The sequence below is a fragment of the Maribacter flavus genome (assembly GCF_008386635.1).
Lineage (GTDB): Bacteria > Bacteroidota > Bacteroidia > Flavobacteriales > Flavobacteriaceae > Maribacter > Maribacter flavus.
Window position 1 is genome coordinate 2,192,783 of record NZ_VUOE01000001.1, and the last position, 14,446, is coordinate 2,207,228.

The window sequence follows — 14,446 nt, forward strand, 5'->3', positions numbered from 1 at the left end:
TATTTGTCAGATTATTTAATGTTATGATTTTGCAATCATAAAGACTAATCTACATATTGTAAAGCCTCTAGTTCCAAGATTTTGATGTTACGACCCTCAATAGTGATTAGTCCCTCCTTTTTAAAACCGGAAAGGGTGCGTATTAGACTTTCCGGAGCTATTCCTGCCACACTGGCAAGATCGTTTCTGGAAATTTTAATAGGCTTGTCAGTTTTTGTTTGCATGATTTCTGCGAACTGTAATAAAGTTTGAGCCGTTTTCTTGCGTACAGAGCTGTAGGCCATTTGAAGTAATTGTGCTTTTATTACGGAAATGTTCTCAGTAAACAACTCCATTAACTCTATAGATACATCTTTATTTTTTTCTAGAATCTCCATTAGGTTTTCTTTGGAAATACCGGCAAGCTTTACTTGCTCCAAAGCCGTTGCGGATTCTTGATAAGGGATATTGTTTAAAAAAGAGGTAAAACCTAGGAAATCATCTGCTTTATACAATGATGTTGTGAGTTCCTTACCGTCTGCATCCATACAATGGCCTTTTACCAACCCCTTAAGGATAAGATATATTTTATTTGATCGTGAACCTTCCTTATAAATAATAGCACCTGTATCAAATTCCACTATCTCGCCATTATCATCAAAAAAGTTCTTAAGTTCATGTAACGTACGCATTTCATCGTTTGAAATCGCTTGTTCCGTAGTTTCTGAATCGAGCATACGGTTTAAAAGTTGTGCCTTGGCCAACCTACTTTCAATGGCACTAATCAATTCATCTTCTTCAAATGGCTTGGTTAGGTAATCGTCCGCTCCTAGATCCATACCTTTTCTGATTTCCTTATGCTCTGTTTTGGCGGATAGGAAAATAAATGGGATTTGCTTAGTTTTTTCATCGGAAGATAATTCCTCCAAAACACCATATCCATCTATTAATGGCATCATTATGTCGCAAATTATGATGTCCGGTAGGTTTTTCTTTGCGAATTGTATACCTATTTGTCCATTTGAAGCAGTTAGTACCGAGTAACCCGTAAGCTCTAAGAGCTCTTCAGTATTCTCTCTAAGCGCCTTATCATCCTCAATTAATAGAATTTGTTTCATTTTCTAATTTGGATTAAGTTTTTGGGGATTCGCAAAACAAAGGTAGAGCCAACATTTATCTTACTGGAGAATTCAAGACTTGCCCCTAAGTTTTCAAGGTGCTGTTTTGAGATGTTCAGACCGATTCCTGTACCCTGCGTAACCAAGGCATTCTCCGCTCTAAAATACCGGTCAAATATATGTTTTTGATCTTCTTTTGGAATTCCAATTCCTTCATCGATGACTTTGATAACAACAAATTCCTCCTCAATTTCCAATTTTAAATCGATAATGGAATCCTCCGGGGAATATTTAATGGCATTATGTACCAAGTTAGAAAGTGCCAATTCCAATGTCTTTTCATCAAAAAAGACGATAGCTTCATCTATGTTATCGGGATACTGAATTTTCTGTCCGGATTTGAGTAACATGTTAGCGTTATAGATCACTTCATTCACTACTTTACTCAAAGGAAAGATTTCGTTCTTATAATTTACCTTTCCGGACTCCAAGCGTTCTATAGATAAAAAATCGTTTAGAATGGCGTTCAGGTATTTTACTTTGTTTTTAATAGTATTTACGTGTTTATCACGTTTTTCCTGTTGTTCTGTTTCAGTATATTTTCCCAACAAAGTAATGGATGTTAAAATACTGCTCAAAGGAGTTTTGAATTCATGGGAAACGAGGGATAAGAATCGTGTTTTTAATTCATTGAGTTCTTTTTCCTTGGCCAAGGCTTTTGTTAACTGCCTTGTTCGCTTCTCCACCGTTTTTTCAAGTTTTTCAGTATAACCTTTGCGTTCGGTTATATCCAAAATGATTGCAAAAAAGACTTTCTTCTCCCCCATTAGGGAAAGTTGGAGGTGTACTTCTACCGGATATAATGTACCATCCTTTCTTAGATGTTTGGTCTCAAAATCTACTTTACCCATCTCATCTTCCAATAGAGGCTTAGCCAAAGACCTAAATTCTGAAAGTTTAAGGTCAGGTTTAATGTCCAAAGGTGTCATCTCCGCCAGTTCCTGCATGTTGTATCCTAAATTTCGCTGAGCTTCCTTATTTACGTTGATGAATCTGAGACTATCAATATCAAAAACATAAATTTCATTCAGGGTTTCATCAAAAATGCGTGCCCAAAGGCTAAGTTCTTTCTCTATTCTCTTACGTTCCGTAATATCAATGACCAGTGCCATGGTGTAGGTAGCTCCATACAGTTCAAAAGGGTTTAGACCTGCCTCAACAGGAAACTCGTGGCCATTTTTACAAACACCATATAAATCCCTTCCATGACCCATTTGGCGTTTTTCACCTTTGGCAATAAAATTTTGAACATGGGTTTCGTGGTGGTTATGGAAACGATTGGGGATTAGAATTTTTAAAGGTTTTCCAATGAGTTCTTCTTTTCCATATCCGAACATTTCCTCGGCTGAAGAATTGGTCGCTACAATTGTCTGCTCTTCATTTATGACAATTACACCTTCTGAAACCCCTTCTGAAAGTAGGTTAAAAATATTACTGTTTTTCTTGAAAACATGCATAAATCAAATATAAAGAGATTAGACTGATTTTTATCATTTATTAACTATGGCCCATGCAATACATTTAAGTATTAAAAAGAGAGAAAGGATGAAAAATACAGCTAGAACAATGAACAAGCTCTATGAAAGTTTAGGCAAATTATTTTATGCCGTAGCGATTAGTGACGGTAGCGTTCATGTTAAGGAATGGGATAAATTAAAAGAAATTGTGAGGGAAGATTGGCTGTCTTTAGATGACTTTACAGATAGGTATGGCACCGATTCCGCAAACCAAATAGAAATTGTTTTCGATGTACTCATGGAATATACAAAAAGCAGTGAAGAATGTTTTGACGAATTCAAGGAATTTTATAAAGAACACCCACATGCCTTTACGGAGGAATTAAAGTCTACAGCCAAAAAAACCGCAAGAGCGGTAGCTAATTCTTTTGCGGGAAAAAACAAATCAGAACTAATAATTTTGGCTAAGCTTGATTTGTTGTTGAAATAGCTTGAATAGTTTTGCTTTGTACGGAATTATTTCAGAATTTAGATTTTAATGGTAAGAACAGGTAAATTCGCATGGTTGGCAACATCCTCACCTATACTTCTACTACCTAATAAAAAGTGTAAAAAAGGCTTTCTGCCGTGAGTAGGTATGGCAAGTAGATCAAAATTGCCTTTTTTGGAATAGTTCAATAAACCTTGCTCAACGGTGTAGTCATCATATATTACCACTTCTTGTGATACACTATTGGACTTAAAAAAGAATTTTGCGATTTTTTCTTCGATTTCATTGGTGCTTTTAAAACCATTATATGGCGTGTTGATATAAATGAGTTTTAATTTAGCGGAAAAACCATTTGTAAAAGCCTGAATATTCTTGAATGCCAATATAACATCTTCAGAAAAGTCACAAGCAAAAAGCACTTTTTCTATCTTAAAATCCGGATTTTTCATCTTTACTACGAGCACTGGCACATTTGACGTACGCACTACCTTCTCGGTATTTGACCCAACCAACACTTCACTTATTCCACTAGTCCCGTGTGACCCCATGACTATTAGATCAATCTTTTGTTCTTGGGCCAAGGTGTTGAACTCTTTGAAAATCTTATAGTTTTGGACAATTTCCCTTATCTTAATATTTTTCAAATAGGGTTTGTCCAAAAAAGGTATGAATCGCTTTTTAGCGAGTTCCATATAATATCTGGCCTCCTCGTATTCCTGTATTTCATTTTTAGTCAGTACGGCTTCTGAAAGCCCCAGCATATGCAGCACTACAATTTCTGCCTGTGGCCTTTTTGCGATTTGCGCTGCAATCTCCAAGGCATTAGATGAGGTCTCGGAAAAATCTATGGGCACCAAAATTCTTTTCATACTAACTAAATGGCTTTTTTACGTTTATTGAATTTTTCCTTGCGTTTTCTTAACTGACGCTCTAAATCACCAATAGTTTCTGCTGCGGACTTTTCAAAATTATCTTCAATGGATTTTGCAAAAATGCGGGGACCTGGCGCACTTAGCTGTATTTCACATATTTTATCATTTCCATCTTTACATTGACCTAACTTAAAATAAATATCTCCACGGATTATGAATTGATACTTATGTGCTAGTTTTTTAAGATTTCGAGTTACTATCTCACTTAAGGACTCACTTTCCGGCATGTCTATATATTGAATATTTACAGTCATAAAAACATATTTTGATTCCTAAACAAAGGTAAAGTTGCCTCCTTCTTGGAAAAATGATTTAAATCATTTCAGGGTCGTTCACTAATTATAAATTTTGTGTTTCATTTTAAAATATACTCTCATGGCTCTTAATTTTAACCAATACGCTACAGAAGGCAATACCTTTCTAAAGGATTATGCCAAGGAGATGAATATGCCCAATGACCTGGAAAAAGCGGGGCGTATTTTCGCTTCCATCATGCATGCGCTCAGAGATATTATTCCGGCTGAAGAATCTTTACAGTTTATTGCACAACTGCCTATGTTCTTGAAGGCGGTCTATGTAAACGGATGGTCCTTGAAGAGGAAAAAGCCTAAAATTAAAAACATGGCCGAATTTTTAGATTTGGTTCGCGCTCATGTTGGGCCCACCCAGTACAATGACTTTGAATATAGCGATGATACTGCCGAAAGATATGTTGATACCACCTTTATTTATATAAGAAAATATGTATCGTTGGGTGAATTGGAAGATATACGTGGCAGCTTGCCAAAGGAATTAAAAAGCATGATTTATTCGAATATAATGTTTTAAGCAGCAAAGAAGTTTTCACCTTAATGCATAATGACTTTGGTCATTTCCAGGTGCTTGTAACAGTATTAATTTTAAACGAATCTTAAAATGGAAATTATGAGAACGAAACTATTATTATTGACTTTTTTGTTGATGTTGCCTTTAGCATTGCCATCTCAAGAGCTAAAGGGTATTGATGAAATAGCCCCTTTTAGTGAGGGATTGGCAGCAGTTCGGCAAGGTGAAAAGTGGGGGTTCATTGATGAGAACGGAACTTTGGTAATTGACTTTAGAAATGATGTTTATTGGAACAATGATGCTGATACCTCAAAGTCCGATATTTCAGGAGTGCGTTATCCTATGTTTCAAGAGGGTAGATGTTTAATTACAAAGAATGTGGAGGATGGTATTGCTGTTTATGGATTTATGGACACAAAAGGAAAGACAATCATAGAACCCCAGTTTTTGAACGTATTCCCTTTTAAGAATGGCTATACCACTGGCGTCTTATTCGATAAGGCATTGAAAGGTAAAAACGAATTCAAACTTGATATCTACGAGTTTAAGTTTTTTGATGTGTTGCTGGATGCCTCTGGTGAAATAGACGAATATTTTGAACGTCGGCATAATATCCTTATGACCAAAAAACGGTATCAAGTGCCTACAATTGGGGCAAAATATTTAGCGGAAAATCTTGTTGCGATTTATGGTAAAAATCAAGGTTGGGAAATACGAAAACTAGCATTAAAAAATTGAAATAAGAAGTTCTTAATAATATAACTAAACCAGTTTCCAAGGAAAATAAAATATGGGTCGATTAAAGGATAAAGTAGCCATTATTACTGGTGGTGCAGGTGGTATTGGAATAGCAACTGCAAAATTGTTTCTGGACCAAGGGGCCATGGTGGTCATTGCTGACATTAGTAAAGAAGCATTGGAGAAGGCCAGTTTGGAAATAAATCACGGAAATTTGTCGTATTGTGTTGTGGATGTTTCCAAACCGAAGGATAATGAAAAGATGGTTGCACACACTTTGGATGTTCATAATAGGATAGATATCTTTTTTGCAAATGCTGGTATAGAGGGAACCTCAAAGCCCATTGCGGAATATCCCGATGATATTTTTGATAGTGTTATTGACGTAAACCTAAAAGGGGTATGGTATGGCTGCAAATATGTAATTCCTAAAATGAAGGCTGGTGGTAGTGTGATGATTACATCTTCCGTTGCTGGACTGAAAGGTTTTGCTGGGTTGGGTGCCTATGTGTCCACCAAGCATGCTATAATTGGCATAATGAGGGTTGCAGCCCTGGAATTCGCCTCAAACAAAATAAGAGTAAATACCATTCATCCGGGACCGGTAAACAATGATATGATGAGGAGGATAGAAAAAGATATTTCACCTGAAAACCCAGGGGAGGTTCTTAAAGGTTTTGAAACTACGATTCCTTTTGGTCGATATGTGGATTCAAATGAAATAGCTCAAATAGCCCTTTTCCTAGCCTCTGAGGATAGTAAAATGATTACAGGTTGTATGCACATAGTCGATGGAGGAATGTTGACCAACTAAAACTTAGTATTCATCCAATGTATCGTGAAAAACAAGAAAGAGGATAGGAGTACTTGAGCAATAGGTGGAATGACCATGGTAGGCGTGGGTGTCGGACTTGCCTTTTTACAGACCTCACCATTGTAAATGGTTGCATGCATCTTATCTGGAATAGGTTTGGGACTTGTTATGACAGCAATTATTTCCTCAAAAAAAGGATAATAGAATTGATGGCCATTTTTAAACACCTAAAAGCTTAATTATGAGAGTATTTTGGATTATTGTATTGCTTATTATTTTATTTTTTAGTTGTAAAGAAAAACCAAAGGTTACTATACCCGATAGCGAAAAGACTATACAAGATTTGCCCAAGAATGAAGGTTTATCCCCCGTTCAAAAGGAAATACTGAATTTTGCCGATTCTACTTTTTCCGGTCGCGTGGATATGGACGCATTAATTGCATTTAAAAAAATTGATGTCCAAGGAATTACAACGGATATTGACATGAATGAAGGTATTCTATTGTATAAGGAATTGATAAAATCCAATATTGTAGAAGTGTTGCCCATATTTGAAGTTAAAAATACAAATTCAGCTATTTTACCAATAAAGGGGAAGGGGTTTGGAGGAGCTATATGGGCAAAGGTTTTGGTTGATATAAAGACTTTGGAAATCAAAAAGATTGAATTTGACCACAAGTCGGAAACATATGGCTACGGATCGGAAGTGTCACAAAGTACTTTTGAAAATCAGTTTGTAGGAACAAAAATAGACTTAGATAAAAATTCCTTTACCCTTCAACAAAATATGGAGAAAAGGATGGATGATGGTGTATATGTCGATGGTATCTCTGGGGCTACAATAACTAGTGCGGCCGCTATTCAGATGGTTAATTTAGGGCTTCAAAAGTATAAGGGATATTTAGTGCATACTAGATGAAATTAAAAACACAATTATTCCTGGAACTTTGGATGGAAGCAAGAACACGTTTTACCAATCAACTTGAAAGACTCAAAGAGGAAGATTTGAAGAAGAAGCTGCCACCTTCTGTAAATAGTGTCGGTTTTCTTATTAGGCATATTGGTGACGTAGAGCTGCTCTTTGCAAAGAACGTTTTTGGTGCATCTGGAGTTAAGGTAATAGCCAAAACGGTAATAGCCTCAACCGATACGGGTGAATGGACCAATCTTTCTGAACTTAATGACTATGTTTATTATTCATTTAATACCCTAAAAGCTATTGTGGAACAGCAAGAGGAAATGGATTGGGAAACCCTGGTGACCACCAAAGAATTCGGCACAAAGACAAAAGCGGAGGCTTTTGGGCGAATTGTATCCCATACCAACCATCATGCCGGTCAGATGGCAATTTTGATTAAATATGGAAAATAGATTCATGAGAATTTTAGTGTCTTTTCCTCCCCAAAGGTCTCATGGCCTTATCACTTTTTACGTAAGTAGCATTTTCATTTCTGAAAGAGAAATATGACTATTATTATCTAGAAATTAAAAAATAGTATCTATCCAACTAATGTTTGTCGTTTGGGCTTAATTCAGACATTGTTCAGATTTTGAATTACCTGTTCAAGTTTTGCACGTACCTTTTTCGCTATCAAAACAAGGTCATCGTTTTTAATAGCTTGCATGGAGGCAGCTGGATCTACGGCCGCAATTTCTATATTACCTTCCTTAATCTCTTGTACTATTACATTGCAAGGTAGCATGGTGCCAATTTTATTTTCTGCCTGAAGCGCCTGGTAAGCCATAGATGGATTGCAGGCCCCAAGAATTTTATAACTTAAGATGTCAACATCCAGTTTTTGCTTAAGGGTAGTTTTCATATCTATTTCAGTCAAAACTCCAAAACCTTCCTCTTTTAAGGCCTCTTTTGTTTTTGAAATTGCTTCCTCAAATGTTATGTTTTTTAATTCGGTAGAAAAATAGTAGCCCATTGATTTACTGTTTTATTGACATGATTTGTGTAATAGGAATCGTATTGAATACTTGTATATTAGTGGTTTAGTGGGTCAAGTTACTGATTGTGTGGTTTTTGATTAATGATTTATATCATATTGGAATAACTAGTAAATTAAGTAAGATGAGGTTTTAAGTTGCCTAATATGAGTTGCGATACCAAGTCGTGTTCCTATACTCTTTGTTTTTTGAGACCGCCTCCCGGTTCTTCACTATTAGGAAATTTTCATTAATGCGTCTACTTCTATACCCCATTAAATGAAAGAATTTTTTTGCCAAGAATTTCGCTACCCTTAAATCCACCCTTAATGCATCTTTCTGGTCTGATATCCATGAAACGCCTGGTAAAATTGCCAGCATACGATCTACTTGCAATTTTCTAAGCAATGAAGAAAGTGAGAGAAAAATAGAAGGTATGTGCCTTATAATAAAAAAGCCATCTTCGCCCTTTTTCTGGTATAAGGGCATGAAGATATTTCCTTTTAAAGGTGTTAATACAGGTACCGAATTACTGGTAGCGATTTGTTGCCCTTTTTTTACCTGCTCAAAATTTGTAAATCCCGGTTTTGTGTAGAAATCTTCATCTTGTCCTATTTTATGATGGTGTACAATTTCATATGCATGGTTCAAATCTTCAGTTGAACGGTTAAGAATAGTATAGTAGGTATCGTAATCTACCCCGACTTTTAGAATGACACCAGTATAAATTAATGTGAGGTATACGAATGCGATATGATTTTCTATAGAAGAAGGAGCATCATGCTGTCCAGATTCAAATCCAAAGGCTACGTAGCCAAGTTGATTGATGTAACTTAATAAGGTTCCCTCCAGATATTCTTCAATTCCTAAAAGTAAAGGTACCGGATATTGTTCTGTGAATTTCCGATTAAGGAGTGTGTCGTTAACCGTAATAAAGGGTTTTGTTGGGCTTGAAGTGGTATGGAGATCAACAAAATAAAAGGGTCCGTTATCTATTTCTAAAATTTGAGAAATTATTGTATAAAGTTGGTATTGTTCGTAGTCTTCTTCATTTTTAATGATTTTGTCTTCTTTTAATAGCCATTCGACCCTTTCCTCATTCCACATACGGTTCAGGTCTTCTCGGTTATATCGTACACCCTGTTGAAGGGCAGAAAGATTGCCAGCAATGGCATATATTTTTCCTCTTACAACAATATTTTTTGATTTAATGTCATCAAGCACCTTGACCAATGCGAAAACGCCAGATGGTTCATTACCGTGAATTCCAGCCGTGAAAATTATGGTGGGCCCAGCTGTATCACCCTCCAACCGTCCAAGGATTCGATTTATTTCAATGGATTGAACAAGTGCCTTACTATAAACCTTTACCATTTTATATTTCGGTCATATCTTTCAAAGTAATAATACCAATAAGGGAGCTTTTGTTTACTACGGGTACGCAGCCTATATGATTTTTTTCTAGTAACTCGTAAACGGTTTCCAAATCGGTTTCTGGAGCTACTGAGATTACTTCGTTTACCATCAGATCACCTACTTTGGTGCTGGTAAAATCCGTCCGCTCTTTTAGATATTCGGTCATATGGCTCCAAGTCAAGAGTCCACAAAGTTCATTCTCGTCATTCAATACTGGAACATGGTGAATATTCTTCCAATTCATAATGCTAGTGGCCATATCCGCCATATCGTTTTCATTGACGGTGAGCAATTGGGTGGACATTATGTGTTTTGCCAGTCTGGCACTGGATCGAACCTTAAATCCTTTAGGAATTATTGGCCAATCTGAAACAGGGGCTAATGTTTGCTGGTTTTCATAAATTGCCTCCGTTAGAGCAATAACCGCATCATCTTGTTTCATGTTCTTTTTGAGTTGACGGTAACTTAGAACACTCCATCTTGAACCACTATTTCCTTTGGCCCTTTTCTCTATGACTTCCAAATAACGATGGATGTCATTCGGATTGATATTGCATTTTTTTAATCCTTCATACGCAAGTGGGAGTAATTCCTTGATAACTAAATCTCGTATGGGTATCTCAGTTCCTTTCCATAGCATTATGCTTGCAGCCCCATTTCTGGCCGCCTTAATAAAGTTATCCTTAGCATCCTGAAAGTCCATGACTTTGGTAATGTCGTCAAATTCCGCGGGTCTGGATTTCATAAGTCCTACCCAAAACGCAAAATTTGCCATTTCATCAAGAACTGTAGGTCCTGAAGAAAGGTATCTGTTTTCAATCCGGATATGGGCATTCTTTTTAGTAGCACCATAACAAGGACGGTTCCAGCGATAAATAGTGCCATTGTGCAAATTGAGTGCATTCAATTTTGGAATATTACCCTTTTTTAATTCTAAGAGAGAATCCTTTTCCACATTATTGGTCAACATAACTTCATACTGGGCGATGTCTTCCTTATAAATATCTATGATGGACCCTGATACCCATGAATTACCGAAGGTAACCCTGGCCAGTTTGTCTTGAAGTGTATAGGAAGAACTTCTTGTGTCTATACTCTGTTGGAACAAGGCAATGCGTGTCTCGCTCCAAAGTTCGCGTCCCATCAAAAGAGGAGAATTGGTGGCTATACCCAGTATAGGGCCTGAAATTGCCTGAGCCCAATTATAACTGGCTACAAAATCATCTGGAGCAATTTGGAGATGCATTTGAAAACTGGTATTACAGGCCTCAAACAAAACTGAGTCATGGTGAATGGAAAGTTCGTCTACTCCACGAATGTGCATTTCAAAATCTTTTTTACGTAGTAATTTTATGGCATTGTTTAAGAGTTCATAGCGAATGTTTGGTGTCATGAACTCCATGGAAAGTTCTTGTGTGGTAATTGTTGGCAGTATACCAGTTAATATAACCTTGTTATCATAATTACTAGCGGTCTGCATTGCCTTGTTTAGTAATAACGTAAGTTTTTTTTCCATCACTGAGAAACAATTCTCTTTTAACTCTTCAGGATCCAAGTTGATTTCAAGGTTATAACGGGCAATTTCGTTCGTAAAATGGGAGTCGTCAATAGCCCTTAGGATTCTTATCGCGTCTTGGGTAGGACGCCAGTTCTCATCAACCAAACAAAACTCTTGTTCTGAACCAATATGCATAACCTCACTTTCAATCATACCATCTCTAAGCATGATTTTTAATGCCTGAATATCATTCAGTAAATTTTTAATGAATCTTGCTCTAGAATCTTTATCAATTTTTTCTACTTGGTATGTTCCCATGGTAGTTGTCTTGAATATGTTTTGCTTCAGGCGTTGATTTTAATTTTTTGAGATGTATTGGAATTGGAGCATATCCAATCATTTAATTCCTCCACATCCTTAATTTTACACAATTGGGTGCCATCGGTCATAGTGGCTGCAGTTCCACAAGCAACCCCATATTGGGCCATTTCCAGTAATGATTTTCCCTGGGCAAGTGCAAGAACCATTCCTGCAACCATGCTATCACCAGCACCAATAGTACTTTTTTGGTATACTACGGGTGCAGAAATGTAATCAATTGATTGAGAGGTAAACATTACGGCACCTTGAGGTCCCATTGAAACCACTAATACTTCACAAGGATTATTCTTTAAAAAAGTTTGGCCGATAGATTCCAGTTCCAGAAAAGAGATCGTTTCTACTCCGCAGAGTGTAGCGAGTTCTCCTAGATTGGGTTTTAGCAGATAGGCTCCGGCCTGTGCACCTTTCAACAAGGCTTCCCCTGAGGTGTCCAAAATGAATTTCACATTTTTATTGCCCGCAATTTTAGAAACTCTGGCAAAAAAATCGGTAGGCATGCCAGGGCATAGGCTTCCACTGGCCACCAAAATATCTCCTTCCACAAGTACGGCTTCCAATTGCTCCAAAGTCTTTTTCCATTCTTGGTCTTTGATCATGGGTCCGGGCATCCCAAAACGATATTGTTCATTATTCGAAGTATCTGTTACCGCAAAGTTTTCACGTACCCACCCTTCTATGTGAACTACTAGTTGTGGAATACCAAAATCAACTAACATATTGTTTAAATGACTTCCAGTTGGTCCTCCTGCCAAATACATACATAAGGAGGTTCCGCCCAGTTCGAGAAGTACTCGAGAAATGTTAATACCCCCACCACCAGCTTCATAGACGGGAAGGCTACATCTTAATTTATTATTTGGTTTTATTCCAGCTACAGTAGTGCTTTTGTCTATGGCTGGGTTGACAGTTAATGTTATTATCCTATTCATATTGTGGGTTATTTTAACTGTGTTTTCTCAAATATAATAGTATGTCAAATGGTCTCATATGACCAATGTCATTGTTGAAAAAGTACCTCTGGAATACTTTCGTCTAAAACAAATCAATATGAAAGGGGTTCTAAAATTGGGGAGTATTTCTGGGATTAAGATAGAAGTACATTGGACGTTTACCCTATTGTTGTTTTGGGTCGCTTTCCTGGAGATACAGCGAGGGTCTAATCTGAATAGAATACTACTTAATGAAGCCCTCATTGTAGTGTTGTTCATTTGTGTAATACTTCATGAATTAGGTCATGCATTAACGGCAAAAAAATTCAATATCAACACCCAAAAAATAACACTTTTACCTATTGGTGGAGTTGCCATGTTGGAAAAGATGCCAGAAAAACCTGGGCAGGAACTGTTGGTTGCCCTTGCCGGACCAGCTGTTAATGTGGTTATTGCCATTTTAATTTTTTTGGTAGTTCCCATAAAAAGCTATTTTAATTTTGATGCCATCGTATTGGAGGAAGTTTTGTACCAAACCACATTCCAAAATTTTTTATTTTATCTTTTTGTTGCCAATGTAATGTTGGTGGTTTTTAATTTAATTCCTGCGTTTCCAATGGATGGGGGAAGGGTCTTAAGAGCATTATTGTCCTTTAAACTAGGTCGTGTCGAAGCTACTAAAATAGCCTCTTCTATAGGTCAGGGCCTAGCGATTCTATTTTTTATTCTTGGACTTTTATTTAATCCGTTTTTGATTCTGATCGCCTTTTTCATCTTTTTTGGAGCTTATGGCGAGAACCAAATGGTAAAGCAAAATTCATTATTGGAAGGGCATTTGGTCAGGGAAGCGACTTTGACGAATATCACATTGATAAATCCCGTCCATACAATAAAGGACGTCATGGATATCACCCTCGCTGGTGCCGAAAAGGATTTTGTTGTTATGGATAAGGATGAAATAGTTGGAATAGTTACCCAAAAGCATGTCCTAAAACATGCAAACACCCCGTTGCTTGTAGTGAAGGATGTAATGGATAAAGATTTTAAGACGGTAGATGCGTCAATGGAAATAGTAAAAGTGTTGGAACTGTTCGCAAAAGAAAAGAAAAATTTTTTCCCGGTTATGGATGACGGTATGTTGGTAGGGGTCATTGATAGGACCAATATTGGCGAATATATCCTATTCAAATCTGTACCTTTAAAGTAAAATATTTCTACAATGACCGTACATCATTTTGGCAAGGAAAACTCGCTCTTAAATAAATTTATTGCGGAAATCAGGGATGTTGGCATCCAAAGGGATTCCATGCGATTTAGGCGCAACATAGAACGGATTGGGGAAGTTCTAAGTTATGAGTTGAGTAAAAATTTGAATTATTCCAATACCACGGTACAAACACCTTTTGGAAGTAAGGAAATATCCTTGCCAAAGGATAAACTGGTATTATGTTCAGTGCTAAGGGCCGGTTTGCCGTTACATCAAGGTATGTTGAATTATTTTGATGGTGCCGAGAATGCTTTTATTTCGGCCTATCGTCATCATAGGGGCGATGAGGATGCTTTTGAAGTTATTGTGAAATATTTTGCCGCTCCTTCTTTGTCCGGCAAAACTTTGGTGCTTACGGATCCTATGTTAGCTACAGGGAAGACCTTGGAAAATGTTCTTGAGGCCTTGAAGGATCATGGTAGACCAGATCGGATTCATATCCTTTCCGTAATAGGCTCAAAATCTGGAATCGAACATATTACAAGAATTTTTCCTAAAAATACGCATTTATGGATTGCCGCCATAGACGAAAAACTAAATAGTAAGGGGTACATTATTCCTGGAATAGGAGATGCAGGTGATTTGGCTTTTGGAATGAAACTGTAAGTGT

16 protein-coding genes are annotated in these 14,446 nt (G+C 37.0%); 8 read left to right on the forward strand and 8 right to left on the reverse strand.

The window, feature by feature from the left end:
• Window positions 1–44: 44 nt before the first annotated feature.
• Complete coding sequence (locus F0361_RS09440) at window positions 45–1,097, reverse strand: response regulator (protein WP_154918227.1); 1,053 nt, start codon at window positions 1,095–1,097, stop codon at window positions 45–47.
• Window positions 1,094–2,614 (reverse strand): sensor histidine kinase, encoded by a 1,521-nt coding sequence (locus F0361_RS09445; RefSeq protein WP_154918229.1) that lies wholly within the window; start codon window positions 2,612–2,614, stop codon window positions 1,094–1,096. The genes F0361_RS09440 and F0361_RS09445 overlap by 4 nt, the downstream gene beginning before the upstream one ends.
• Window positions 2,615–2,702: 88 nt before the next feature.
• On the opposite strand from F0361_RS09445, the gene F0361_RS09450 reads away from it, so the two are divergent.
• Window positions 2,703–3,104 carry a hypothetical protein gene (locus F0361_RS09450; RefSeq protein WP_154918231.1) on the forward strand — a complete coding sequence of 134 codons (402 nt, stop codon included), beginning with the start codon at window positions 2,703–2,705 and terminating at the stop codon, window positions 3,102–3,104.
• A gap of 38 nt (window positions 3,105–3,142) precedes the next feature.
• On the opposite strand, the gene F0361_RS09455 is transcribed toward F0361_RS09450, so the two are convergent.
• Window positions 3,143–3,973, reverse strand: coding sequence for a universal stress protein (locus F0361_RS09455; RefSeq protein WP_154918233.1), 831 nt, complete (start codon window positions 3,971–3,973; stop codon window positions 3,143–3,145).
• Window positions 3,974–3,978: 5 nt separating this feature from the next.
• Complete coding sequence (locus F0361_RS09460; RefSeq protein WP_154918235.1) at window positions 3,979–4,290, reverse strand: HPF/RaiA family ribosome-associated protein; 312 nt, start codon at window positions 4,288–4,290, stop codon at window positions 3,979–3,981.
• 121 nt (window positions 4,291–4,411) lie between these two features.
• Between F0361_RS09460 and F0361_RS09465 the strand changes: the two genes are divergently transcribed.
• The 5 genes from F0361_RS09465 (at window position 4,412) to F0361_RS09485 (ending at window position 7,784) form a co-directional block, all read left to right on the forward strand.
• On the forward strand, window positions 4,412–4,864 hold the full coding sequence (locus F0361_RS09465; RefSeq protein WP_154918237.1) for a DUF2267 domain-containing protein: 453 nt from the start codon (window positions 4,412–4,414) through the stop codon (window positions 4,862–4,864).
• Window positions 4,865–4,960: 96 nt separating this feature from the next.
• Window positions 4,961–5,599: a WG repeat-containing protein gene (locus F0361_RS09470; RefSeq protein WP_154918239.1), complete on the forward strand. Its 639-nt coding sequence runs from the start codon at window positions 4,961–4,963 to the stop codon at window positions 5,597–5,599.
• 52 nt (window positions 5,600–5,651) lie between these two features.
• Window positions 5,652–6,413 carry an SDR family NAD(P)-dependent oxidoreductase gene (locus F0361_RS09475; RefSeq protein WP_154918241.1) on the forward strand — a complete coding sequence of 254 codons (762 nt, stop codon included), beginning with the start codon at window positions 5,652–5,654 and terminating at the stop codon, window positions 6,411–6,413.
• 241 nt (window positions 6,414–6,654) lie between these two features.
• Window positions 6,655–7,332: an FMN-binding protein gene (locus F0361_RS09480; protein ID WP_154918242.1), complete on the forward strand. Its 678-nt coding sequence runs from the start codon at window positions 6,655–6,657 to the stop codon at window positions 7,330–7,332.
• Window positions 7,329–7,784 (forward strand): DinB family protein, encoded by a 456-nt coding sequence (locus F0361_RS09485; RefSeq protein WP_154918244.1) that lies wholly within the window; start codon window positions 7,329–7,331, stop codon window positions 7,782–7,784. Before F0361_RS09480 ends, F0361_RS09485 begins: the two co-directional genes overlap by 4 nt.
• A gap of 161 nt (window positions 7,785–7,945) precedes the next feature.
• Here the strand turns inward: F0361_RS09485 and F0361_RS09490 are convergent, their stop codons facing one another.
• The 4 genes from F0361_RS09490 to F0361_RS09505 form a co-directional block, all read right to left on the reverse strand.
• Entirely contained in the window at window positions 7,946–8,344 is a 399-nt protein-coding gene (locus F0361_RS09490) for a DUF302 domain-containing protein (RefSeq protein WP_154918246.1), read from the reverse strand.
• Window positions 8,345–8,507: 163 nt separating this feature from the next.
• Window positions 8,508–9,719, reverse strand: coding sequence for a succinylglutamate desuccinylase/aspartoacylase family protein (locus tag F0361_RS09495; protein ID WP_154918248.1), 1,212 nt, complete (start codon window positions 9,717–9,719; stop codon window positions 8,508–8,510).
• 1 nt (window position 9,720) lies between these two features.
• Window positions 9,721–11,577 carry a CBS domain-containing protein gene (locus F0361_RS09500; RefSeq protein ID WP_154918250.1) on the reverse strand — a complete coding sequence of 619 codons (1,857 nt, stop codon included), beginning with the start codon at window positions 11,575–11,577 and terminating at the stop codon, window positions 9,721–9,723.
• A 26-nt stretch (window positions 11,578–11,603) separates the two neighbouring features.
• A complete protein-coding gene (locus tag F0361_RS09505; protein ID WP_154918252.1) occupies window positions 11,604–12,569 on the reverse strand; it encodes a 1-phosphofructokinase family hexose kinase in 966 nt (321 codons plus the stop codon).
• A 58-nt stretch (window positions 12,570–12,627) separates the two neighbouring features.
• On the opposite strand from F0361_RS09505, the gene F0361_RS09510 reads away from it, so the two are divergent.
• Window positions 12,628–13,776 carry a site-2 protease family protein gene (locus F0361_RS09510; protein ID WP_246160850.1) on the forward strand — a complete coding sequence of 383 codons (1,149 nt, stop codon included), beginning with the start codon at window positions 12,628–12,630 and terminating at the stop codon, window positions 13,774–13,776.
• Between the two features lie 12 nt (window positions 13,777–13,788).
• Entirely contained in the window at window positions 13,789–14,442 is a 654-nt protein-coding gene (gene upp, locus F0361_RS09515; protein WP_154918254.1) for a uracil phosphoribosyltransferase, read from the forward strand.
• Window positions 14,443–14,446: the final 4 nt, after the last annotated feature.